The sequence below is a fragment of the Actinokineospora bangkokensis genome (assembly GCF_001940455.1).
Taxonomy (GTDB): domain Bacteria; phylum Actinomycetota; class Actinomycetes; order Mycobacteriales; family Pseudonocardiaceae; genus Actinokineospora; species Actinokineospora bangkokensis.
The window spans coordinates 296403-319165 of record NZ_MKQR01000017.1 but is presented as its reverse complement, the minus strand read 5'-3'; the positions used below and the strand labels follow the sequence as shown (position 1 = coordinate 319165).

Annotated in this window: 23 protein-coding genes; 16 read left to right on the top strand and 7 right to left on the bottom strand. The window is 74.3% G+C overall.

Annotated features, from left to right (window positions below; translation table 11 throughout):
- Positions 1 to 18: 18 nt before the first annotated feature.
- From BJP25_RS18150 to hisG, 4 genes are read left to right on the top strand one after another with little or no spacing between them, the layout of a single operon-like run.
- Positions 19 to 1320: an aspartate aminotransferase family protein gene (locus BJP25_RS18150; RefSeq protein WP_198943536.1), complete on the top strand. Its 1302-nt coding sequence runs from the start codon at positions 19 to 21 to the stop codon at positions 1318 to 1320.
- 35 nt (positions 1321 to 1355) lie between these two features.
- Positions 1356 to 2093, top strand: a complete 738-nt coding sequence (locus BJP25_RS18145) for a phosphoribosylaminoimidazolesuccinocarboxamide synthase (protein WP_198943535.1) — start codon at positions 1356 to 1358, stop codon at positions 2091 to 2093.
- The gene (locus BJP25_RS18140; RefSeq protein WP_075976129.1) at positions 2083 to 2790 is read left to right on the top strand and encodes an SDR family NAD(P)-dependent oxidoreductase; all 708 of its coding nucleotides are present in this window, start codon (positions 2083 to 2085) and stop codon (positions 2788 to 2790) included. Before BJP25_RS18145 ends, BJP25_RS18140 begins: the two co-directional genes overlap by 11 nt.
- A 39-nt stretch (positions 2791 to 2829) precedes the next feature.
- Positions 2830 to 3699, top strand: a complete 870-nt coding sequence (gene hisG, locus BJP25_RS18135) for an ATP phosphoribosyltransferase (protein WP_075976128.1) — start codon at positions 2830 to 2832, stop codon at positions 3697 to 3699.
- Between the two features lie 35 nt (positions 3700 to 3734).
- Here the strand turns inward: hisG and BJP25_RS18130 are convergent, their stop codons facing one another.
- On the bottom strand, positions 3735 to 4739 hold the full coding sequence (locus BJP25_RS18130; protein ID WP_075976127.1) for an NAD(P)-dependent oxidoreductase: 1005 nt from the start codon (positions 4737 to 4739) through the stop codon (positions 3735 to 3737).
- A 264-nt stretch (positions 4740 to 5003) separates the two neighbouring features.
- Here BJP25_RS18130 and BJP25_RS18125 point away from each other — a divergent pair, with 264 nt between their 5' ends.
- Genes BJP25_RS18125 through BJP25_RS18115 form a run of 3 tightly spaced genes read left to right on the top strand, consistent with a single transcriptional unit; the run spans position 5004 to position 8146 of the window.
- The gene (locus BJP25_RS18125) at positions 5004 to 6227 is read left to right on the top strand and encodes a Rieske 2Fe-2S domain-containing protein (protein ID WP_075976126.1); all 1224 of its coding nucleotides are present in this window, start codon (positions 5004 to 5006) and stop codon (positions 6225 to 6227) included.
- Positions 6228 to 6269: 42 nt separating this feature from the next.
- Positions 6270 to 7556 (top strand): adenylosuccinate synthase, encoded by a 1287-nt coding sequence (locus BJP25_RS18120; RefSeq protein ID WP_075976125.1) that lies wholly within the window; start codon positions 6270 to 6272, stop codon positions 7554 to 7556.
- An 11-nt stretch (positions 7557 to 7567) separates the two neighbouring features.
- Positions 7568 to 8146 carry a phosphoribosylaminoimidazolecarboxamide formyltransferase gene (locus tag BJP25_RS18115; RefSeq protein ID WP_075976124.1) on the top strand — a complete coding sequence of 193 codons (579 nt, stop codon included), beginning with the start codon at positions 7568 to 7570 and terminating at the stop codon, positions 8144 to 8146.
- 45 nt (positions 8147 to 8191) lie between these two features.
- On the opposite strand, the gene BJP25_RS18110 is transcribed toward BJP25_RS18115, so the two are convergent.
- Positions 8192 to 9400 (bottom strand): amidohydrolase family protein, encoded by a 1209-nt coding sequence (locus BJP25_RS18110; RefSeq protein ID WP_075976123.1) that lies wholly within the window; start codon positions 9398 to 9400, stop codon positions 8192 to 8194.
- Positions 9401 to 9494: 94 nt separating this feature from the next.
- On the opposite strand from BJP25_RS18110, the gene BJP25_RS18105 reads away from it, so the two are divergent.
- On the top strand, positions 9495 to 10193 hold the full coding sequence (locus tag BJP25_RS18105; RefSeq protein WP_075976122.1) for an HAD family hydrolase: 699 nt from the start codon (positions 9495 to 9497) through the stop codon (positions 10191 to 10193).
- Between the two features lie 106 nt (positions 10194 to 10299).
- On the opposite strand, the gene BJP25_RS18100 is transcribed toward BJP25_RS18105, so the two are convergent.
- From BJP25_RS18100 to BJP25_RS18085, 4 genes are read right to left on the bottom strand one after another with little or no spacing between them, the layout of a single operon-like run.
- A complete protein-coding gene (locus tag BJP25_RS18100) occupies positions 10300 to 11487 on the bottom strand; it encodes an MFS transporter (RefSeq protein WP_075976121.1) in 1188 nt (395 codons plus the stop codon).
- Between the two features lie 49 nt (positions 11488 to 11536).
- Entirely contained in the window at positions 11537 to 12967 is a 1431-nt protein-coding gene (purB, locus tag BJP25_RS18095) for an adenylosuccinate lyase (RefSeq protein ID WP_075976120.1), read from the bottom strand.
- Positions 12968 to 12975: 8 nt separating this feature from the next.
- Positions 12976 to 14022: a beta-ribofuranosylaminobenzene 5'-phosphate synthase family protein gene (locus BJP25_RS18090; RefSeq protein WP_075976119.1), complete on the bottom strand. Its 1047-nt coding sequence runs from the start codon at positions 14020 to 14022 to the stop codon at positions 12976 to 12978.
- Between the two features lie 50 nt (positions 14023 to 14072).
- A complete protein-coding gene (locus tag BJP25_RS18085) occupies positions 14073 to 15002 on the bottom strand; it encodes a phosphoribosylaminoimidazolesuccinocarboxamide synthase (protein ID WP_143219158.1) in 930 nt (309 codons plus the stop codon).
- 184 nt (positions 15003 to 15186) lie between these two features.
- Between BJP25_RS18085 and BJP25_RS18080 the strand changes: the two genes are divergently transcribed.
- Together BJP25_RS18080 and BJP25_RS18075 are read left to right on the top strand one after the other, a co-directional pair.
- Positions 15187 to 16086: a PfkB family carbohydrate kinase gene (locus BJP25_RS18080; protein WP_075976208.1), complete on the top strand. Its 900-nt coding sequence runs from the start codon at positions 15187 to 15189 to the stop codon at positions 16084 to 16086.
- Positions 16087 to 16148: 62 nt separating this feature from the next.
- The gene (locus BJP25_RS18075; RefSeq protein WP_075976117.1) at positions 16149 to 16700 is read left to right on the top strand and encodes an NUDIX hydrolase; all 552 of its coding nucleotides are present in this window, start codon (positions 16149 to 16151) and stop codon (positions 16698 to 16700) included.
- On the opposite strand, the gene BJP25_RS18070 is transcribed toward BJP25_RS18075, so the two are convergent.
- Positions 16693 to 18042 (bottom strand): MFS transporter, encoded by a 1350-nt coding sequence (locus tag BJP25_RS18070; protein ID WP_075976116.1) that lies wholly within the window; start codon positions 18040 to 18042, stop codon positions 16693 to 16695. The genes BJP25_RS18075 and BJP25_RS18070 overlap by 8 nt on opposite strands.
- Before the next feature lie 288 nt (positions 18043 to 18330).
- On the opposite strand from BJP25_RS18070, the gene BJP25_RS18065 reads away from it, so the two are divergent.
- Genes BJP25_RS18065 through BJP25_RS18040 form a run of 6 tightly spaced genes read left to right on the top strand, consistent with a single transcriptional unit; the run spans position 18331 to position 22673 of the window.
- The gene (locus BJP25_RS18065) at positions 18331 to 19452 is read left to right on the top strand and encodes a WXG100 family type VII secretion target (protein WP_143219156.1); all 1122 of its coding nucleotides are present in this window, start codon (positions 18331 to 18333) and stop codon (positions 19450 to 19452) included.
- Positions 19442 to 19786: a hypothetical protein gene (locus BJP25_RS18060; protein WP_075976114.1), complete on the top strand. Its 345-nt coding sequence runs from the start codon at positions 19442 to 19444 to the stop codon at positions 19784 to 19786. Before BJP25_RS18065 ends, BJP25_RS18060 begins: the two co-directional genes overlap by 11 nt.
- Positions 19783 to 20547 (top strand): ESX secretion-associated protein EspG, encoded by a 765-nt coding sequence (locus BJP25_RS18055; protein WP_075976113.1) that lies wholly within the window; start codon positions 19783 to 19785, stop codon positions 20545 to 20547. Before BJP25_RS18060 ends, BJP25_RS18055 begins: the two co-directional genes overlap by 4 nt.
- Positions 20537 to 20938 carry a YbaB/EbfC family nucleoid-associated protein gene (locus BJP25_RS18050; protein WP_075976112.1) on the top strand — a complete coding sequence of 134 codons (402 nt, stop codon included), beginning with the start codon at positions 20537 to 20539 and terminating at the stop codon, positions 20936 to 20938. The genes BJP25_RS18055 and BJP25_RS18050 overlap by 11 nt, the downstream gene beginning before the upstream one ends.
- A complete protein-coding gene (locus tag BJP25_RS18045) occupies positions 20935 to 21237 on the top strand; it encodes a type VII secretion target (protein WP_075976111.1) in 303 nt (100 codons plus the stop codon). The genes BJP25_RS18050 and BJP25_RS18045 overlap by 4 nt, the downstream gene beginning before the upstream one ends.
- Positions 21234 to 22673, top strand: coding sequence for a WXG100 family type VII secretion target (locus tag BJP25_RS18040; RefSeq protein WP_075976110.1), 1440 nt, complete (start codon positions 21234 to 21236; stop codon positions 22671 to 22673). Before BJP25_RS18045 ends, BJP25_RS18040 begins: the two co-directional genes overlap by 4 nt.
- The last annotated feature ends 90 nt before the right edge of the window (positions 22674 to 22763 follow it).

Below are 22763 nucleotides of genomic sequence, written 5' to 3'. Positions count from 1 at the left end.
AACGAGGAGAGGAACACCGTGAGCGCCGTGACCTACGAGGCCGTGTCGACCGCGTCCAAGGAGATGTACGCGCGGGCGCGCGCCGTGCTGCCCGGCGGCAACAGCCGGACGGCGGTCTACAACTCGCCGTACCCGATCTACGCCGCCGCGGGCCAGGGCTGCCGGGTCGTCGACCTCGACGGCACCTCGCGCCTGGACTTCCTGGGCAACAGCACCACCCTGGTGCACGGCCACGCCCACCCCGAGATCGTCGCCGCGATCTCCGAGGCCGCGGCCAGGGGCACCTGCTTCGGCCTGCCCACCGAGGCCGAGGTGCTCTTCGCCGAGGCGCTGTGCGCGCGCAGCGACGCCTACGAGCGCGCCCGGTTCACCAGCTCGGGCACCGAGGCGGTCATGATGGCCGTGCAGGCCGCGCGGGCGCACACCGGCAGGCCCAAGATCGCCAAGTGCGCGGGCTCCTACCACGGCGCCTACGACTCGGTCGCGGTCAACAACGACGGCTCCGGCTCGCTGATCAGCCACAGCCACACCGCGGGCATGCCGCAGGCGGTGCTGGACAACACCATCATCATCCCGTTCAACGACCCCGAGGGCGCCACCGAGGTGCTGCGCGCGCACGCGGGCGAGCTGGCCTGCGCGCTCATCGACCCGGTGCCGTGGCGCTCGGGCCTGGTGCCCGCGACCGCCGAGTACATCGCCGCCCTGCGCGCGGTGTGCGACGAGACCGGGGTCCTGCTCGTCTCCGACGAGGTCGGCTCGTTCCGCGCGGGCTTCCACGGCGCCATCGACGCCATCGGCGGCGTGGCCGACCTGACCGTGCTGGGCAAGGTCATCGGCGGCGGCATGCCGATCGGCGCGGTGGTGGGCAAGGCCGAGGTCATGGCCGTGTTCGACCCCAGCGAGGGCAAGCCGAAGCTGCCGCACTCGGGCTCCTACAACGCCAACCCGGTGAGCATGAGCGCGGGCGTGGCCTCGCTGCGGCTGCTCACCGAGGCGGAGTGGAAGCGCATCGGCGGCCTCGGCGAGCAGTTGCGCGACACCATGCGCAAGACCATCGCCGACAACGGCCTGGACTGGGAGGTCAACGGCGTCGAGTCGCTGTTCCGGGTCGTCACCGGCACCGTCCCGGACTCCTCGGTGAACTCCGCCCGCCTCGGCCACCTGCTGTTCCAGGAGCTGCTGCTCAACGGCGTGCTCATCGGTGACAGCGGCCTGGGCTGCGTGTCGACCCCGATGGGCCAGCAGGAGGTCGACACCTACGCCGAGGCCTTCGACGCCGCCGTGGGCGCCGTCGTCGAGCAGGCCAGGGCGCAGGGCTGATGGGCGCCGTCCACCACCGCGGGGAGGGAGATCAGGTGAGCACAGCGGGAGACCGGCTGCCCGGCCCGGAGCCCCTCGCCGGGGTGGTGGACAGCCGTCCACCGGACATCGTCGGCCGCAGCAAGCGGCTCTGGCGCCTCGACGACGGCAAGTGCCTGGTCGAGCTCATCCCCAGCCTGCGCAGCTTCAGCTACGACCGCGACGAGCTGGTCGACGAGACCGGCCCGCTGCGGCTGGCCTTCTACGAGAAGGCCGCCGAGAAGCTCACCGCCGCCGGGGTGCGCTGCGCCTTCCACCGCCGGGTGGGCGAGATCGCCTACCTGGCCGAGTGGGCGCCGGGGCCGCCGTTCGAGGTGATCGTCAAGAACGTGGCCAACGGCTCCACCACCCGCAAGTACCCCGGCCTGTTCCCCGACCGCGCCCCGCTGCCGCGGCCGGTGGTGAAGTTCGACTACCGCACCGACCCGGAGGACCAGCCGATCGGGGAGGACTACCTGCGCGTGCTCGACCTGCCGGTCGACCTCATGCGGGAGAAGTCGCTGCTGGTCAACGACGTGCTGCGGGAGTGGCTGGCGCCGTTGCAGGTGTGGGACTTCTGCCTGATCTTCGGCTTCGACGCCGCGGGGGAGCTGGTGCTCAACTCCGAGGTGTCGCAGGACTGCATGCGGCTGCGCCACGCCGACGGCTCGCCGCTGGACAAGGACCTGTTCCGCCAGGGCGCCACCGCCGAGGAGCTGGTCGAGCAGTGGAAGCGGGCCTTCGATGGGCTCTGAGCCGGGGGCGCCGGTGGCCCTGGTGACCGGCAGCAACCGGGGCAGCGGGCTGGCCATCGCCCGCGGGCTGCTGGCCGCCGGGTACCGGGTGCGCTCGCTCAACCGCACCCCGCTGGGCGACCCCGACCTGGGGGAGCTGCCCTGCGACCTGGCCGACGCCGGGGCGGTCGTGGCCGCCACCGGCCGGGTGGTCGAGGAGGAGGGCGGGCTCGACCTGTGCGTGGCCAACGCCGTCGACCGGGTGTTCACCCCGGTCGCGCAGATGTCGGCCGCGGACTGGGACCGGCAGGTGGCGGTGAACCTCAGCTCGGTGTTCCACCTGGCGCGCACCGCGCTGCCCGCCCTGCGCGCCCGGCGGGGCCTGTTCGTGGTGATGGGCAGCCACGCCGCCACCCACTACTTCGAGGGCGGGGCCGCCTACAGCGCCACCAAGGCCGCGCTCAAAGGCCTGGTGGAGACGCTGCTGCTGGAGGAGCGCCCGCACGGGGTGCGCGCGTGCCTGCTGTCGCCGGGCGCGATCGCGAACTTCGACGACGACACCGCCCCCACCAAGATCACCACGGACTCGGTGGGGCGGTTCGTCGCGGACCTGGTCACCCGGATGCCCGCGGACCTGGTGGTGGGCGAGGTCGAGTTCCGCCCCGCCCGGCTGCCCGGCGCCCCGGTGGCCGGGATCGACCGCCTGCTGCACGTCTGACCCGCCCGCGCACCGGACCCCCGTCGAGAGGATGGAGCCGTGGTCACCCTCGCCCTGCCCACCGGGTCGCTCACCGAGCCCACCCTGCGCCTGTTCGACGCCGCCGGGCTGGCGGTGCGCCGGGTCTCGGCGCGCTCGCTGCGGGCCACCATCGCCTTCCCCGGCGTGCGGCAGGTGGTGTTCTGCAAGCCCAGGGAGATCCCCGGCTTCGTCGCCGACGGGGTCTTCGACCTCGGGCTCACCGGCTCGGACTGGATCGAGGAGACCGGGGCCAAGGTCGAGCCGGTGCGCGACTTCAACTACTCCAAGGCCACCGAGGCGGGCTGGGGGGTGGTGCTGGCCGTCCCGGTCGACCACCCGGCCACCACGATCGCGCAGCTGCCGCCGGGCACCCGGATCGCCACCGAGTACCCGACCCTGGCGGGCAACCACTTCCAGCGGCTCGGGCTAGAAGTCACCGTCGTGCACTCGCACGGCTCCACCGAGGCCAAGGTGCCAGACCTGGCCGACGCGGTGCTGGAGGTCGTGGAGACCGGGACCTCGCTGCGGCACAACGGGTTGCGCGAGCTGGCGACCGTGCGCCGCTGCGTCCCCCGGCTGATCGCCAACCCCCAGGCGTGGGGCGACCCGCGCAGGCGCGCGGCGATCGACCGCCTCTCGGCGCTGCTGGGCGCGGCGACGGCCGCCGCCGAGCACACCCTGCTCACGGTGCTGACCCCCGCCGACCGCTGGGACGCCGTGCGCGACCTCCTGCCCGCCCGCTGGTGGCGGCTGGGCGGCCAGGAGGGGGTGGTCGTCGCCCAGGCGCCCTACCCGCTGGTGGGCCTGGCCGAGGCCATCACCGCGCTGGTGGACGCGGGCGCGGTGCAGGTCGTGGAGACGGCGGTCGCCAAGCTGGTCGAGCGGTGAGGCGCGCACCGGTGACCCGGTGCGCGCCCCGCGGCTCACCCGCCCAGCAGTTCCTTGCGCCTGCGGTCGGCGGCGTCCCAGGCCTGCGGGTTCAGCGCGCTGGGCGGGACCTCGCCCGCCAGCGCCCCCAGCACCTTCGTGGCCGCCGAGAACGCCAGCGCCGTCTTGGTCTGCACGGTGAAGTCGGCGACGTGCGCGGTGAGCGCCACGTTGTCCATGCCCAGCAGCGGGCTGGCCGGGTCGAGCGGCTCCTCCTCGTAGACGTCCATCGCCGCCGCGGCGAGGTGCCCGCTGCGCAGCGCCCGCACCAGGGCGTCGGTGTCGACGACCCGACCGCGCGAGGTGTTCACGAAGTAGGCGCCGGGCTTCATCGCCGCGAACGCCGCGTCGTCGAACATGTGCTCGGTCTCGTCGTTCATCTCCGGGTGGCAGGTGACGAAGTCGGCCTGCCCCAGCATCTCGAACAGGTCGTCGACCTTGGTCGCGCCGTGCTCGGCCATCTCCTCGGCGCTGACGTAGGGGTCGTAGGCCAGCACCGTCATGCCGAACCCGCGCGCCGCCCGGTGGGCCATGTTGCTGCCGACGTTGCCCAGGCCCACGATGCCCAGCGTGCTGTCGGCCAGCTCCACCCGGGTCGTGGTCAGCCTGCGCTCCCAGGCGCCCTCGATGCCCAGCCGGGTCACCGCGTGCAGGTCCCGGCTGATGGTGATCATCAGGCCCAGCGCGTGCTCGGACACCGGGCGCCCGCCCAGGCCGGGGTTGTTGGCGATGACCACGCCCGCGGCGGTGGCCGCCGGGATGTCGATGTTGTCCACGCCTCGGCCGCTGGAGAGCACCGCCACCAGGTTCGGCGCGGCGGCCAGCACCTCGGCGGTGATCGGCGCCGGGTACTTGGCGATGAGCCCGTGCGCGCGCGGCAGCGCGGCGGCCACCGCCGCCGCGTCGTCCGGGTCGACCTTCACCAGCTCGGCGTGCTCGGCGATGTGGTCCTCCGCGGCGGGGTCGTAGAGCTCGCCGAGGATGACGACGGTGGGTCGCATTGTTCGCAGGACCTCCGGGTCGAGTGGGGGGCTGGCGGCCGTGCCGAGGGGCAGGCGCCCACCCAGGATGACCGCCCGCGGCGCGCACCGGCAAGCGCCGGGGGTGTTGCCGGTGCGCCTGGTGCGCTTACAGTTGCGGTGCGGGCGGTCCACGTCACCCCCGCCGCACCCGGGCCCGCGCGCCCGGTCGTCCCCTGCCCAGGGCGCCCCCGGATCCGACTGTCCACAGTGGTAGTACCCGATGCACGAGAGAGGTGTCGCGCGATGGCGACCAGGTCCGTCAACGAGACCCTGACCGGCGTGGCGGCGGGCACGCCGATGGGCGACCTCCTGCGCGAGTACTGGATGCCGGTGCTGCGCGCGCAGCGCGTGGTGGCGGGCGGCGACCCCGTCCCGGTGGAGCTGCTGGGGGAGCGCTACGTCGTCTTCCGCGGCGAGGACGGCTCGCTGGGCTGCTTCGACGAGGCGTGCCCGCACCGCGGCGCCTCGCTCGCCCTGGCCCGCAACGAGGACTGCGCGCTGCGCTGCATCTACCACGGCTGGAAGTTCTCCACCTCCGGCGAGGTGCTGGAGACCCCGTCCGAGCAGGAGGACGGCGGCCGGTTCGCCGGCCGGGTCAAGCTGCGCCACCACCCGGTCGTCGAGGCGGGCGGGGTGATCTGGGTGTGGGTCGGCGGCCCCGGCCGCGCGGCGCGCCCCTTCCCCCGGTTCGCCTTCACCGAGCTGCCCAGCGAGAACGTCTTCGCCATCGTCGCGGACCTGGAGTGCAACTGGGTGCAGGGCCTGGAGGCCGATGTGGACTCCGCGCACGTGTCCCTGCTGCACGAGACCGAGGCCGCCGCCGGCCCGCTGCGCGACCTGCTCGACGACCGCGCGCCGGTGGACGAGATCGAGCCCACCGACTGGGGCATCCGCTACGCCGCCATCCGCAAGCTGTCCACAGGGGACAAGCTGGTGCGGGTCAAGCCCATGGTCATGCCGTGGTACACCATCGTGCCCGAGCTGCCCAACGGCGACCGGCTCTGGCACGCCTGGGTGCCGGTCAACGAGCACCGCACGATCTTCTGGTACCTGTGGTACAACCTCGACCGCCCGGTGGACCCCGCCTACTTCGCCGCGCAGTTCGGCCTGGACCTCGACGGGATGAACCCGGACAACTTCCGCGAGGGCTTCGACCGGGGCAACCGGTGGGGCCAGGACCGGGCGGCGATGCGCTCGGGGGAGAGCTTCTCCGGCATCCGGGGGCTGGCCATGCAGGACATCGCGGTGCAGGAGAGCATGGGCCCGGTCGTTGATCGAACTCGGGAGAACCCCGGCAAGAGCGACACTGGTATCGTTCGCGCGCGCCACTTCCTGCTCGACGCCGTCAAGGCGTTCGCGGAGGGGGGCGTGCCCGCCGGGCTGGGCGACGACGTGGACTACCTCAAGATCTCCTCCGCGTCGGTCGTGGTCCGCGCGGGTGAGGACTGGCGCCACTTCGTCGTGTGACCACGTGGCCCGCGCCGCCGCGGGCCGAGGAGGGGGAGTTCTGTGCTGACCGCCGTGGCGGGCCTCAACTGGGGCGACGAGGGCAAGGGCAAGATGGTCGACGCCATCGGCGGCGACGCCGAGTTCGTCGTGCGCTACCACGGCGGGGGCAACGCCGGGCACACCATCGTCGTCGACGAGGGCAAGTTCAGCCTGCACAACCTGCCCAGCAGCGTCTTCCGCCCCGGCACCACCAGCGTGCTCGGCCCCGGCATGGTCGTCGACGTGGAGACCTTCCTGCAGGAGGTCGCCTCGGTCGTCGAGCACGGCTGCGACCCGGCGCGCGTCGTCGTCTCCGACGCGGCGTCGGTGTGCTTCCCCTTCCACCGCGACCTCGACGCCGCCGAGGAGGTCCGGCTCGGCAAGGACGGCTACGGCTCCACCCGGATGGGCATCTCCCCGGCCTACGGCGACCGGGTCATGAAGAAGACCCTGCTGGTGCGCGAGCTGTTCGACGACGAGAACCTCGAGCGCAGGCTCACCTCGGTGCTCGACTGGGCCAACAGCAGGCTCACCACCATCTACGGCGCGAAGCCGCTGGTGGTCGCCGAGGTGCACGACTGGGTGACGGGCCTGCGCGAGCAGCTGCGCCCGCACGTGCGCGACGTGACCACCCTGCTCGGCGACGCCCTCGCCCGCGGCGCCACCGTCCTCGCGGAGGGCCAGCTCGGCGCGCTCAAGGACATCTACTTCGGCATCTACCCCTTCACCACCTCCTCCACCTGCCTCACCGCGCACGCCCCGGTGGGCATGGGCGTGCCGTGGGCGCGCCTGGACCGGGTGGTGGGGGTGACCAAGGCCTTCTCCAGCTGCATCGGCGCGGGCCCGCTGGTCACCGAGTTCGACACCGAGACCGGCGACCGGCTGCGCGAGCTGTGGGGCGAGTTCGGCGCCACCACCAACCGCCCGCGCAGGCTCGGCGCCTTCGACGGCGTCGCCACCCGCTACGGCGCGCTCATGCAGGGCACCGACGAGGTGGCCCTGACCAACCTCGACCAGCTCACCGGCACCGGCGAGCTGAAGGTGTGCGTCGCCTACGAGTGCGACGGCGCCCGCACCACGTCGTTCACCCCCGACCCGGCCGTCCTGGAGCGCTCCACCCCGGTCTACGAGGTGCTGCCCGGCTGGGACGACGACATCACCGGCGCCCGCTCCTACGACGACCTGCCCGCCGCCGCGCGCGCCTACGTCGAGCGCGTCGAGTCCCTGCTGGAGACCTACGTCCGCTTCGTCTCGGTCGGCGCCCACCGCGACGCCCTGATCGACCGCGGCCCCCGCACCCGCAGCTGAGGAGTCCCACCGTGCTCGCAGTCCTGGGCGTGAGCGACAAGCGCTCCATCGAGGTCCTGGCCGGGGGCCTGCTCGACCTCGGGTGGGACGTCGTGGCCACCGAGGGCACCCGCCGCGCCATCGCCGAGGCGGGCCTGTCCGTCGGGGCCGTCTCCGACCTGGCGGGCGTGCCCACGATGCTCGGCGGGCGCGTCAAGACGCTGACCGTGTCGGTGATGGCGGGCATCCTGGCCCGCGACGCCGAGCCCGACCTGTCGGAGTTGGCCGAGCACGGGGTCGAGCGGGTGCACCTGGTGGCCTGCAACTACTACGTGCTGCCCGCCGCGGCGTCGTCGATGGACCAGTTCCGGGAGAAGATCGACGTGGGCGGTCCCGCGATGCTGCGGGCCGCGGGGAAGAACTGCGCGCACGTGGTCCCGCTGTGCGACCCGGACGACTACGCGGGGGTGGTGGCGGAACTGGCCGCCGCGGGCGGGTCGCCGGAAGGGGTGTCGCAGGAGCGGCGGTTCGCGTTGGCGGCGAAGGCGTTCGAGGTGAGCGCTGCTTACGAGGCCTCGGTGGCCGCGTTGTTCCGGTCGAGCACTGGGTGATCCTCGGGCGGGAAGCGGAGAACCAGGGCGGTAGGTGAATCCTGGCTACGCGTGGTCCGGTGCGGCGGCGGGGTGGTGGCCGGTGATGGTGACGGGGACCGCGGGTTTGGGGGTGTTGCGGCCGGGGGCGGCGCGCACCGCTCCGTCGGTGACCACGGCGGTGATGGCGGGCATGTCGCCGATCGAGATGGCCTCCGAGGCGGTGTCCGCTTGGGACCCGGCCGGTGCGCCGAGGCAGAGCAGGTCGGCTGGGGCGCCCACCCGCAGCACGCCCTCGGGCAGGGCCCACACCCGGCCGGGGCCGCCGGTGGCCAGCGCCCAGGACCGCTCGGGGGGCAGACCGCCCAGTGCGGACAGCTCCACCACCGTCTTGATCACGCCCAGGGGCATGACGCCGAAGCCGGAGGGGGTGTCGGAGCCGATGACGACGCGGTGCAGGGCATCGCGCTCCCGGGCCATGTCGATGATGCGCAGGGCTGCTCGGAGGTTGCCCGCCTGCACCACCTGCAGGGCCATCCCGGTCTCGTCGAACAGGGCCGCGACGGCGTCCTCCGGCAGGGCGGTGGGGCCGCCGTTGGCGTGGCCGCAGACGTCGGGGCGCAGGGCGAGCAGTTCCGGGCCGCCGATGGAGGCGCCGCCCGCGGCGCTGGCGCCGCCCGCGTGGCACATGACGGTCAGGCCCGCGCGCTGGGCCCAGCGGACGTGGTCGACGCCCTCGTGGGCGGAGGTGAAGGCGCCGAAGCCGAACTTGGCCAGGTGGACGCCCGCGTCCGCGACCTCCCGGTAGTCGGGTTCGCGCAGGGTGGGTTCGATGAGCAGGGCGCCCGCCCGGACCCGCATGCCGCCGGGGCGGTAGGTGCGGTAGCTGGCGTGGGCGGCGACGGCGAGGGCCTTGACGCCCGCGCGGTCGCGGGGGCGGCCCGGGACGTGGACCTCGCCCGCGGAGATGGTGGTGGTGATGCCGCCCTGCAGGTAGCTGGCGAGGTAGTCCACGGCGCGCTGGCGGGGGCTGTAGTCGCCGAAGGTGACGTGGCCGTGGGAGTCGATCAGGCCGGGGGCGAGGGTGCCGCCGCGCAGGTCCACGTGGACGTCCGCGGTGTCCAGTTCGGCGCGCAGGTCCGCGGCGGTGCCCACGGCCGTGACCACCCCGTCGGCGCAGGCGACGGTGTCGACGCCGGGCAGCACGGGTGCGGCGAGGTCGCCGGAGAACACCGTGGCCGCCCCGGTGAGCACCAGGGTGCGCGCTCGCTCCACTGCCCTTCCCCCTCCTCGCGCCGGGCCCGCTTCCGGTGCGGGGACGGCGAAACCAGCGTGCCGGGCCCGGGGTCGCTTTGGTACCGTCTACCGAGTGAGCCGGACCGCATCAGCCAAGGTGCTGATCTTCGACGCCGATGACACGCTCTGGGAGAACAACGTCCTGTTCGAGCGGGTGATCGAGGGCTTCCTGGACTGGCTGGCCCACCCCACCCTCGACCGCGCGCAGGTGCGGGCGGTGCTCGACGAGATCGAGGCCGCCAACGCCGTCACGCACGGCTACGGGGCCAAGATGCTGCTGCGCAGCCTGCACGACTGCTTCGCCAAGCTCAGCGAGCGCCCCGCCGACGAGCGCGAGCGCGCCGCCATCGACGAGCTGGCCGGGGCCCTGGTGCGCCGCGAGGTGGAGCTGATCCCCGGGGTCGAGCACACCCTGGCCGAGCTGGGCAAGCGCTACACCCTGCTGCTGCTGACCAAGGGCGACACCGAGGAGCAGCAGAGCAAGCTGGACGCCTCGGGCCTGTCCGACCACTTCGAGCACATCCACATCGTGCCGGAGAAGAACGCCGAGACCTACGCGGCGCTGGTCTCCGAGCACGGCCTGGAGCCCGAGCAGACCTGGATGATCGGCAACTCGCCCAAGTCCGACATCCGCCCCGCCCGCGCGGTGGGCATGTGCGCGGTGTTCATCCCCAACGACAACACCTGGGGCCTGGAGCACGACGAGCTGGACGAGGGCGACGACCGGGTGCTGACCCTGCGCACCTTCCCCGAGCTGCTCGACCACTTCTGACCGCCGCGGCGCGCGCGGACACCTGCAGCACAGCACCGCACCCGCTGACCACGACGACGCACGTCGGCCCCGGGACCACAGTGGTCCCGGGGCCGACGCGCGTCGGTCAGGCGGCCTGCACCGCCGCCGGGGTGGGCTTCATCAGCCGGTAGCCCAGGATCACCAGCACCAGGCAGGCGACCGAACCGTAGCTGGCGTTCGCCGCGGCCGTGTGCAGCTCGTCGCGCTGGAGCAGCGGGCCCACGGCCGCCGCGCCGAAGGAGTTGCCCGCCGCGAACAGCGTCACCAGCCACGCGAACGCCTCGGTGACCGTGCCGCGCGGGGCGAGGTCCCCGATGAGCCCGAACACCGCGGCCAGCATCGGGGCCAGGAAGAACCCGGTGAGCAGCATCAGCCCGGCCATCGCCAGCGGACCCGGCACCAGCACGAGCATCCCGTAGCCGACCACCAGCCCGCAGGCGAACAGCAGGATGCGGGTGCGCGGCTCCCAGGTCCACGTGATCGCGCCGTAGATGAGCACGCCCACCAGCGAGGCGAACGAGTTCAGCGTGAGCAGCACCGGCGCGCCGCCGGGCAGCGGGTTGCGCTCGGCGTAGCTGACCACCAGGACGTTCAGGGTGCCGATGGCGAAGCCGATCCCGGCCGGGGCCAGCAGCAGCAGCGCCAGGCCCAGCTTGCGCAGCGGGCCCAGCCAGTGCCGCTCCCCGACCTGCTCGGGCCGCCAGCGCAGCGACGGCTTCGCCGTGGCGAACACCAGCACGCCCACCAGGGTCAGCGTGGCCTGCGCCCACAGCGCGGTGATCGGCGCGAACACCGCCACGCACAGCGTCACCACCAGCGGACCGGCGACGAACACCATCTCCTGCGCCGCGGAGTCCACCGCGTAGGCGTTGTCCAGTTCGTCCTCGTCGACGATGCTCGGCCACAGCACCCGCAGGCACGGCTCCAGCGGCGGGGTGAGCGCGCCCGCGAGGACCGCGCCGACCACCACCGCGGTGTGCGCGGTGGGCGCGGCGGCGATGGTGACGTACCCGGCCGCCGACAGCAGCGCGGTCGGCACCAGCACCTTGGGCTGGCCCACCCGGTCGACCACCCGGCCGATGACCGGCCCCGCGATGGCGGAGGAGATCGCGAAGCAGCCCGCGACCAGGCCGATGAAGACGAAGTCCGCACCGGAGTCGCGCAGCGCCAGCGGGATCGCCACCGCCGCCATCGCCGTGGGCAGCCGTCCGACCCAGCTGCCGAACAACACCCGGAAGAAGTGCTCCCGCCGCAGGATGCGCAGGTAGTTCACCCGGTCCGCCCTCCAGACTCCTCAGCCCGCCCGCGGGGGTGGCAGGCGGTCACAGCACCGGTTCCGGAGCGTAGTCGACCGCCTCCGGGCAGCGAGCGACCAGGGTGGCGACCCGGGCCACGACCTGCTCGACCTGGTCGACGCCCACCCCGGTGAAGGCGGTGTGGTCGGCGAGCAGGGCGGTCAGCTCGGCCTCGTCGAGCGGGAAGCGCTGGTCGGCGCCCAGGGCGGCCACCAGGGTGTTGCCCGGCTGCCCCTCGCGCATCCGCAGCGCCGCGGCCACCGCGTGCTCCTTGATCAGCTCGTGCGCCTTCTCCCGGCCCAACCCGGTCCGCACGGCCGCGACGAGCATCTTCGTCGTGGCCAGGAACGGCAGGTAGCGGTCCAGCTCGGCGGCGATGACCCGCGGGAACGCGGCGAACCCGTCGAGCACCGCCAGCGTGGTCTGGAGCAGGCCGTCGATGGCGAAGAACGACTGCGGCAGCACCACCCGGCGCACCACCGAGCAGCTGACGTCGCCCTCGTTCCACTGGTCGCCCATCAGCTCGCCCGCCATCGAGGCGTAGCCGCGCAGCAGCACCACCAGCCCGCTGATCCGCTCGCTGTTGCGCGGGTTCATCTTGTGCGGCATCGCCGAGGACCCCACCTGGCCCTCGGCGAAGCCCTCCGAGGCCAGCTCGTGCCCGGTCATCAGCCGCACCGTCTTGGCCAGGCTGGCGGGCGCCGAGGCGAGCTGGGCCAGCGCGGAGACCACCTCGTAGTCCAGCGACCGCGGGTAGACCTGCCCGACGCTGGTCAGCCGCCGCTCGAAGCCCAGGTGCTCGGCCACCCGGTCCTCCAGCGCGGCGACCTTGGCCTTGTCCCCGTCGAACAGGTCGAGCATGTCCTGCTGGGTGCCGACCGGGCCCTTGATCCCGCGCATCGGGTAGCGGCGCAGCAGGTCCTCCACGCGCTCGACGGCCAGCAGCAGCTCGTCGGCGGCGGTGGCGAACCGCTTGCCCAGCGGGATGGCCTGCGCGGCGACGTTGTGCGTGCGCGCGGCGATGGTGGTGCCCGCGTGCTCGGTGGCCAGCGCGGCCAGGCGGGTCAGCACCGCGACCGCGCGCACCCGGATGGCGGCCAGGCTCTCGCGCACCAGCATCTGCTCGACGTTCTCGGTGAGGTCGCGCGAGGTCATGCCCTTGTGCACGTGCTCGTGCCCGGCGAGCTCGTTGAACTCCTCGATGCGCGCCTTGACGTCGTGCAGGGTCACCCGCTCCCGGCGCAGGATCGACTCCTGGTCGACCCGGTCGAGCACCGCCTCGTAGTCGGCGACTGCCCGCTCGGGCACCGCCACGCCGAGCTCGGCCTGCGCGCGCAGCACCGCCAGCCACATCCGGCGCTCGGCCACCACGCGGTTGCGCGGCGCCCACAGCGCGACGAGCTCCGGCGAGGCGTACCGGCTGGCGAGCACGTCGGGGACGGTTTCCTTGGTGGTCATCTGTTCCTCTACGGTGCGAAGCCCGCGGACAACCCGGTGTTGTCCGCGGTGGTGAACCAGAAGTCGCGGATGGCGCCCCGCTCGCGCAGCCCCTGCGCCCAGCGCGTCGCCGCCCCGGGGTCGCGGGTGAAGGCGAAGCAGGACGGCCCGGTGACGCTGAGCGCGATGGCGTCGATGGACGGCTCGGCGCGGCCTGCGTCGAGCACGTCACCGACCGCGCTGCCCGCGACCTTGACCTGCTCGCGCTTGAAGTGGCTGCCGAAGGTGATGGCGTCGACCGCGGCGCAGAACCCGTCGTAGTCGGCCTCGGCCACAGCGGGGGCCAGGCCCAGGAAGACCAGCTGCGCCGTGCGGGCGGCCTCGGCGTGCGGGATCGGCGTGACGGACTTGAACCACTCCAGCTCCTCGGTGCCGCCGAGGTGCCTGCCCCCGGTGAGCAGCACCAGGATCGGCCACGGCGGGAACGGCAGCCGCACCACCGGCTCCGGCGGGGCGACCGGGGTGGCGAACCGGCTGGGGCGCAGGAACTCCTGCGGGGCGGCGAAGAACTCCGGCGGGTTGCGGTGCCCGCCGTCGACGAGGAACCCGCCGGTGGCGGCCAGCCCGGTGCTGGCGCCGGAGGTGCGGCCGCGGCCGAGCAACCGGGACAGCTCGCGCAGCGGCACGTCCTGCCCGCACACGATGCCGTAGGCGTGGCCGATGGCCAGCAGCGAGGTGGTCTTGGAGCCGAACCCGCTGTGCTGGGGCAGCGGGCGCTCGACGTCGACGCGCACGGCGGGCCCGTCCCACAGCTCGCGCAGCTGCGCGAGCTTGCCCGCCAGCTCGACGGCCGTCTCCTCCTCGGTGCCGACGACCTCGACGCCGCCGGTGCCCGCGCCGTCGCCGGGGACGGCGGCCACGCGCGCGACCAGGTGCGGGTCGCGCACGGACATGGCGGCGATCCCGTTGCGCCGCAGGGACTCCCCGTCGAGGTTGATCAGGGTGAAGCTGAGCCTGGCGGGGGCGGTGACCCGCACCGCCCACCCCTCGGGGCCGAACCGCTCGGCGTGCGCCATCGCGCGTTCCTCCTGTCGGTGTGGAGTCGTGCCGGGGGTGTCCGCCGCGGTCACAGGCCGGTGCGGTCGTCGAGGTCGGAGCCCGCGGCGGCCTGGAACCGGCGCACGGCCTCGTGCAGCCGGTCGAGGTCGCCGCCGGTCCACACCTCGGCCAACCGCGCGTACACCTCCGCCGTGGCGGCCACGGACTCGGCGGGCAGTGGCGGCTGGGCGGGCCACTGCGCGCGCGGCACGCCGTCGGCCACCAGGCGCTGCACCACCTCGCGCAGCCCGGGGTGCAGGTAGCGCAGCAGTTCCTTGCAGACGGGGACACCGCCGAGGTAGAAGCGGTTCTCGTCCGGGGTGCCCGCGTGGTCGATGAGGATGGGCTCGCGGTCGGCGTCGTAGCCGAACTCGGCCTTGCCGTCGACGAGGGTCAGCCCGACCTCGGCGCAGTGCCGGTCGACGACCCCGGCGACCCGCTCCGCCAGCTCGGCCACCGCGGCGATGTCGGCGGCGTCCACCGCGCCCACCCGCTCGGCCTCGGCGCGGCTGATGAACCGGTCGGTCTCCTCGTACTTGGTGGTGAACTCCACCATCGGCCGCGACAGCCAGGGCGCGCCCGCGTCGGCGTAGGCCGGGACGGTGGCGTGGTCCAGGGTGCCCGCGCGGGCGCGGCGGTGCACCGAGGACTCCTTGGGCAGCGCCAGGCGGTAGATGACCTGGAGCGGGATCGTGCGCCCCGGCCCGGTGCGCCCCTTGGTCCCGTCGGTGTCCACGTCGAGCAGCCGGATGCGGATGGCGTCGTCGGCCACCTGCTCCAGGAAGTGCGTGCGCACCCCGGCCGCCTCGAACAGCTCGAAGGAGCGCACCGCCATCGCGCACGACGCCGCGCCCTTGCCCGGGACCTCGTCGGGCAGCACCCCGAAGTCGAACACCGAGTACCGGTCGGAGAAGCGCATCACCCCTTCCCCGGGGCGCCCGTCGGTGGGCTCCCGCACGACCGTCAAATCCTTGGTGGACCAGCGTTTCACGTTCGTCCTCCCCGTCTGGGAACCGCTCGGAAGCTAGCACGGCCCCGGCGCGCCCGACCAGGCCGCGACCGACGCGCGCCCCCCGGCCCCCGGGTGTGGGATGATCTTCCGGCTGGTCGTCGACTCCACACCGAACCCGGGGGTAGGCCTGATGCGGGAACACCCGCTGCTGGTGGGCACGGTCGCGCTGGACTTCCTGCACGAGGGCCCCCTCGGCGCGGGCCGCGCCCCCGCCACGCTGCGCTGGGGTGGGGTCATGAACAACGTCGCCTGCGCGCTGGGCGCCCGCGGCACCCGGCCCGTGTTCATCACCGCCGACTACACCGGTGAACTCCGCACCGCCGTCGAGGCCCACCTCACCACCAACGGCGCCGTGTGGCGCCCGGCGCCGGTCCGCTCGCCCCTGCCGGTCTTCCACGCCGAACTGGTCGACGGTTCGGTGTCCGCCATGCACTTCATCGGCCAGGAGGCCCTGGACGCGCTGACCCCGCGGGCCGTGGGGGAGCACGTGGTCGCCCACGTGGCGGAGTCCGCCGTGGTCGCCTCGGGCACCGATTCCCACGCGGACAACCTCGCGTGGCTGCGGCGGACCGCGGCTGAGGCGGGCAAGCCGTTCTGGTTGCTGTCGGCCGACCCGGAGGAGGTGTCGAAGCTGGTGCCGGGCTCCCGGGCCGACCTGGTGGCGTTGAACCACCGGGAGTTGTGCCTGTGGGCGGGCCGGGACCTGCCCGACCACCGGGAGACCGCCGCGGCCGCGCGGGAGCTGGCGGGCGACGGCCACGTCGTGGTGACGCTGGGCGCCGAGGGGTCGCTGGCGGTGGGGCCGGGCATCGACGGCGTTGTCGTGCACCGGGTGGAGCGCCCGCTGCGGGACGTGGTGACCGTGGGCGCGGGGGACGTGCACTTCGCCGCGCTGCTGGAGGCGCGGGTGGCGGGCGTGCCCTGGGCGCAGGCGCTGGCGGGGGCGGCCGAACTGACCGCGGCCTACCTCGCCCAGCCCGCGACCGACCGCCCTTACGACTGCCTCCGGCCGGGCAACGGGCAGGGGTGAGCGGTTCCGGCGCGCGCGGTGCCGGAGGCGAGGCCAGCCGCGAGCACCTTAGACTCACCCCCATGTCGACCCCGCGCAGCGCCGACGCCCTGCTCCAGGCCTACCGCCCCGCCGACGACACCGAGGCCGCCGACGTGGCCCGCATCCGCGAGATGATCGCCGCCGCCGACGACCCGTGGTCGCGCGAGGTCCCGCTGCACCTCACCGCCTCCGCGGTGATCGTCGACCCCGCCTCGTCGCGGGTCCTGCTGCGCTGGCACGCCAAGATGGGCAGCTGGTTGCAGATCGGTGGCCACGGCGACCCCGGCGAGGTCGACCCGCTGGCGGTGGTGCTGCGCGAGGGCGAGGAGGAGACCGGCCTGGCCGACCTGAGCCCGTGGCCGGACGCGGCGCTGCGGCACGTCGTGGTCGTCCCCGTGCCCGAGTCGCCCAAGGAGGCCGCGCACGAGCACGCCGACCTGCGGTTCGTCCTGGCCACCGGCACCCCGGGCGCGGCGCGGCCGGAGAAGCCGACCGCCCCGCTGCGCTGGGTGGCCATGCCCGAGGCCTACGAGCTGATCAGCGAGGACAACCTGCGCGAGACCCTGTCCCGCGTCGAGCCGCTGCTCAGCTGACCTCCGGCTGTCCAACCGGGACGGAGCCGGGCAGCTCGGCGCCCGCGGTCTCGACACCGCCGCGGGCCAACCACAGCGATGCCGCCACCACGGCCACCGTCAGCACGGCGAACGCCCCGGCGATGCCGAGCGCGGGCCACAGCACCGCGCCCAGCAGCAGCGGCACCACGCCCGCGCTGACCCGGCTGGCCGTGGACGCCCAGCCGAAGCCCGCCCCGCGCAGCCGGGTCGGGTACACCTCGGTGGCGTAGGCGTAGAGCGCGGGGATCGCCAGTTCGATGACGAACCCGTAGACGCCGAGCCACACCAGGGCCAACCACGGCAGGTCCAGCGCCAGCCCGAACAGCACCAGGGCGGCGCCCGCGACCGGTCCGCTGATGCCGATCAAGCGCTTGCGCCCCACCACGTCCACCAGCAGCGCGCTCACCACGACGCCCGCGATGCCGATGGCGTTCATCAGCGCGGTGAACAGGAACGCGGCGTAGGTGCCGTACCCCTGGGCCTTGAGGATGGACGGCAGCCAGGTCAGCGCTCCGAAGTAGACGAGGAACACCCCGGCGAACAGCGCCCACAGCACCCCGGTCGTCCGCGGCGCCTCCCGCCACAGCTGCACCAGGCCGCGGAACGGGTTCACCGTGCCCGTGCCCGCGGGCGCCGCGACGGAGTACGGCCGCGGTGTGGCCCCCGTGCGCCGCACAAGGTCGTCGACCACTCGCCGCGCCTCCTCCTCCCGGCCCTTGGCGGCCAGGTACATCGGGGACTCCGGCACCGACAGGCGCAACCAGAACAGGAGCAGCGCGGGAGCCACCATGCAGAGCAGCATGGCCCGCCAGTTGGGTTGCAGCGCGGCAGCGACGACCCCCGCGATCGTCGCGCCCACCGGCCACCACAGGTCCATCCCCGCCACCACGCGCCCGCGCACCTTCGCCGGGGTGAACTCGCTCACCATGACGAAGTCGACCGGCACGCACCCGCCGAGCCCCACCCCGGCGAAGAACCGGAGCACGCAGAAGGTCACCAGGTCGGGGGCGAACGCCCCGGCGACGGAGAACCCCGCGAACACCAGCAGGGTCACCGCGAAGGCCCGCCGCCGTCCGAGCGCGTCGGCGACCACACCCCACGAGCACGCGCCCACGGCCATCCCGGCGAGGTTCGCCGTCCCCAGCCACGCCGCCGTGGACAGCGAGGTCCCCCACTCGGCCGCCAGCAGCGGGACCAGGAACCCGTTGAGCGTCACGTCCCACGCGTCGAACAGGAACCCGAGCCCCCCGACCAGGAACACCTGACCCTGCACCCGCCACTTCCACGGGAGCCCCTGCACGACCGCCTCCGCGCTGATCACACCCCCATCACAACCGCAGCCCCCGACCCTGGCCATCCGGCGAACGGGTGCACCTGGGACGGCCCCCGCCGGACCGGTGGCGCCGCGGCCACACCCGACTGCGCCTCGGTTTCGGCATCGCGGCACGGCGCCGTTCCCCGGCGCACCGGAGGCGGCGGTCCGCCCCGCCCCGCCGCGGTATCCGCGAGTCCCACCGGACCGCGCGCTGACCTGGGAATTTCCCCATCGGCCACAAGTGGCCGGTCGCTGTCCTGGTGCGCGCGCGGGCGCCGGGCCACCGTGGCGGGTGTGTTCGATTCTGTCGACGACCTGACGAGCGCGGTCACCTCGGTGCTCAGCCCGAACGGGCCGCTGGGGCGGTTGGCGCACACCCTGACCACCGCGCTGGACACCGTGTGGGCGGAGTTCTTCGGCTCCCCGACCCCGCCCGGGGGCACCCACTGGAACGCCTACAGCCACGAGCAGCTCTACGGGATGCTCTGGCAGGACGCCGACGTCGGCGAGGTCGGGTCCGTCGCCGCCGACTGGGGCAAGCACAGCGAGGCCCTGACGAGCTACGCCGAGGCGCTGCGCCGCGAGGCCGACGCGCTGCGGGCCAACTGGCAGGGCCGGGCCGCGGAGTCCGCCGCCGACCGGCTGGCCGACCTGTCGGACCGGATCTGGAACGCCGGGGCCAGGGCGGGCACGGTGCAGAAGGCCGCGGCCGACGCGGGCGACGCGCTGGCCACCGCGCGCAACACCATGCCCAAGCCCACCCCCGACCCGATGACGCTGGCCGCCAGCGCGGTCGGCGCGGGCCCGATGAACCCCATCGCCGCCGTGCTCATCGGCGGGGCGCGCATCTTCACCGCCGACGCCGTGGCGGGGGTGTCCAAGGCCGAGGCCGTGCGGGTGATGCAGCGCTACGAGTCCACCCTGCACAGCAGCAGCGCCCAGGTCGTGCCCTCGCAGGCCGCGGGCGGCTACCGCTCCTACCAGGTCGACGGCCTCGACGGCTCGACCAGCGCGGCGGGCGCCGGGGGCGGGGGCGCCACCGCGGTCGGCGCGGGCCCCCTCGGCTCCGGGACCGGTGCCGGGGCGGGGGTGCCCTGGTCGCGGCTCGTCGGCGGCGCGCCCGGCACCGGCGGCGGGGCGCTGGAGGGCGGCCGGTTCGCCGGTGCCGCCCCGAACCCGGTCGGCAGCCTGCTCGCCGCCGAGCGCGCGGCGCTGGCCGAGGCCGCGGCCCGCCGCGGCGGTGCGGGCGGCGGGTTCATGGGCGGGCCGATGGCCGCCCGCCCCACCACCGACGACGAGAAGGCGCACCGCACCCGCCTGCCCAACGTCGACACCGGCCTGTTCGCGCTCGACCAGCGGGCCAGCGACCCGGTGATCGGCGCCATCGTGGAGAGGGAGCCCGACCTTGGTCTCTGAGCAGCCACCCCAGCCCGGCTTCGAGGTCCTCACCGACGCCCTGGTGGGCCAGGTGCGGGCGCTGGTCGGCATCGGCGACGAGACGACCGGCCTGGTCGGCTCCGCGGGCGCGCTGGCCGAGCGCACCCCGCTGCTGGGCACCGCCCCGCCCGCGCTGCACCTGGCGGCGCGGCTGCGCGAGGCGGCCGGGCCCGCCGGGCTCACCGGCGAGGTCACCGCCGCCGACGGCGAGCTGGCCAGCTACCACCAGGCCCTCGGCGACACCGTGCGCCGCTACCAGGACGGCGACCGCGAGATCGGCTGGCGGTTCAGCGAGCAGGAGACCGGCCGGTGACCGCCGCGGCCACCGCCACCCGGCCACCGGACACCGGTGTCCGGTTCAGCCTGGTGGAGCTGGACCTGCTGGCCACCCACGCGGGCACCCCGTTCCCGTTCCCGCTGCGGGTGCCGCGGTTCGGGCGGATCGAGGGCGAGCGCGAGGTGCTGCTGGCCGCCGCGGGCGTGACGCTGCGCTCGCGCGGGCTGGCGGGGGAGCGGGGCCCGCTGGGCGTGGCCGCCGAGGTGGTCAGCGCGCTGCGCCACCACCGCTCCACCGTCGACATGGTGCTCACCAGCCCGGGCGGCGTGCTCGGTGTGCTGGTGCTGGTCTACCGGTCGTGGGCGCTGATCTGCACCCAGCAGGTCAGCGGTGACCTCGCGGCGAACGGGGTGTCGGTGCGCCGCGTCGCGCAGGGCTCGCTCGTCGAGGAGCTGACCGCGCTCGTGCCCGTGGTGGAGGGGGCGGTGACCATGCCGATCACCGTCGAGCCGGTCACCGCCATGCCGGGCGGCGCGGACCCGGCGGTGCTCGGTGAGCTCGCCGCGGTGCTGCCGGAGCTGACCGGCGCGGGCCAGCTCGGCGCGACCCGCCGGGGCGCCGACGGGTCCACCCGCCGCGGCGCCGAGCTGTCCTGGCTGGACGGGCCGCGCGGGCGGGTGCGCGTCGACCGCACCGCCGACGGCTGGTTCAGCGTGAACCCGCTGCGGCCGAAGGACCTGGGCCTCGCGCTCACGACCGTGGCAACGATCGCCAGGAGGGACGACGATGGACGCTGAGCAGTGGCTCCAGCAGTACGAGCAGCGGGTGGGCGAGGTCGCCGCCCGCGCCGCGGCGGCCGACGCGCGGCTGCGCGAGGTCGGCGGGCGCGCCACCTCGCGGCGCGGCGAGGTCGAGGTGCGGGTGGGCGCCAGCGGGGTGCTGGAGGACCTGCGGCTGACCCCGGCCGCCCGCGCGCTGGAGGCCGACGAGCTGGCCCGGCTGATCCTCGACACCACCCGCAAGGCGCGGCGCGCGGCGAGCGCGCAGGTCGCCCGCATCTCCGCCGAGCACTTCGGCGAGGGCCCCGCGCTCGACGTCATCAAGCAGTTCCTGCCCGCGGGGGTGCGCCCCGCCGGAGCCCCGGACGACGACGACTACTTCGCCAACCCCCCGGAGATCACGAAATGACGCACTTCGACGTCGACACCACGCAGCTGCGTGGGCACGCCACCAGCCTCGACGAGGTGGCCGACCGGCTCTCGGCCATCGGCGGCGGGCTGCCCAGCGGCCTGTCCGACCTCGCGCTGGGCCTGTTCGCGAACTTCCTCGCCGTCGGGTTGCAGGGCGCGATGACCCAGACCGCCAACACCGTCACCGCCGCCTCGTCCTCGGTGGCCGAGGTCAGCACCGGCATCGCCCGCACCGCGGCGGGCTACCAGGGCACCGACGGCGGCAACGCCACCACGCTGGACCGGGAGTACCGATGACCGACCGCGACACCGCGCAGATGGTCGCCCGGCTGCGGGCGACCGACGACGCCGTCAACGCCAAGGGCTGGGTCGCCCCCGGCCTCGGCGTGCCCGGGGCCCCGATGGGCCTGCTGACCGCCGCCACCAACCCGCTGGGCGCCCTCGCCTCCGCCGGGCTGAGCTGGTTCATCCCCATGGTCTCCTTCCTCGGCGACGGCCTGACCCAGCTCCAGGGCGGCGACCACTCCTCGGTGTCGTCGGGCTCCCAGGACTTCGGCCAGGCGGGCCGGGGCATCGGGGACGTGGCCGAGGAGTACCGGGCCACCACCCGCGCGCAGACCAGCGGCTGGGAGGGCCCGGCGGCCGAGCAGTACCGCACCGCCGCCGACCAGCACGCCGAGGGCGTCGCGGGCCTGGGCCAGGCGTCGACCTCGGTCAGCAACGCCATCATCGGCGCGGGCCAGGTCGTCGCCCAGGCCATCGCCGAGGTGCTGGAGCTGATCGCCGAAGCGGTCTCGCAGATCGTGCCCATCATGACCCAGGCCATCGCCAGGGCGGCGGAGACGATGGGCCAGAGCGTCGTCGAGGCCATCCCGCCGTGCATCGCGATCGCGGTGGAGTACGCCCTGCGCATCGCCGCCAAGCTCGCCGCCCTGCTCGCCAGCGGCGACAACCTGCTCAAGATCGTGCAGGGCGGCATGGCCGTCGTCCAGATGATCCAGCAGGCCCTCACCAGCATCAGCGGCCAGAGCACCGACACCGCCACCGACCAGGCCGCCTTCTCCGCCGCGTCGGCGGGGGAGGGCGCCCAGCAGAAGGGCGCCGGGACCGCCGCGGCCGTCGACCAGGTCGACGACTGGGCCCAGGGCACCGCCTCGACGCAGAGCGCTTCGGCGGGGTCGGGCTCGGGTTCCCCAGGTGCCCCGTCCTCCTACAGCGGTGCCTCCGCGCCGTCCGGGTCATCGGGGTCGTCCGGGTACACGCCGAGCGTGTCCGCCGCGGTGCCGCCGCGCACCTCCTCGCTCGGCTCGTTCGAGATGCCGGAGACCACCCGGTCGAGCAGCGCGTTCTCCCCGATCACCCCGTACACCCCGAGTTCCACCGGGTTCTCCGGCGGCGGCGGGGCCGGGGTGTCGTCGGCTCCCGTCGGCGGGGGCGTGCCGTTCACCGGTGGTGCGGTGGGCTCGCACCAGGGAGGTGGGACCGGCGCTCGGTTGGTCAGCGCCCGGGAGGTGGAGTCCGCCAAGGCGCAGGCCCGCACGCAGCCGTCCCGCTCCGCCACGGGTTCCGGTGGCAACGGCACCGCCGCCGGCGGGATGCCGATGGGGGCGATGGGTGCCGGGGCACGCGGCGAGGGGGACAAGGAGCACCAGCGCAAGTACGGCATCTTCCACGACCACGAGGAGGAGCTGTCCGTGTCGCCCCAGGTGATCACCCCCCGCGACGACGACTAGGCCCACCTCTCACCTCACCACCCACGCCGCCGACCCGGGTATGCCCCACCCGGGTCGGCGGCGTTCCCTGGTGGTCCGGATCGGCACACC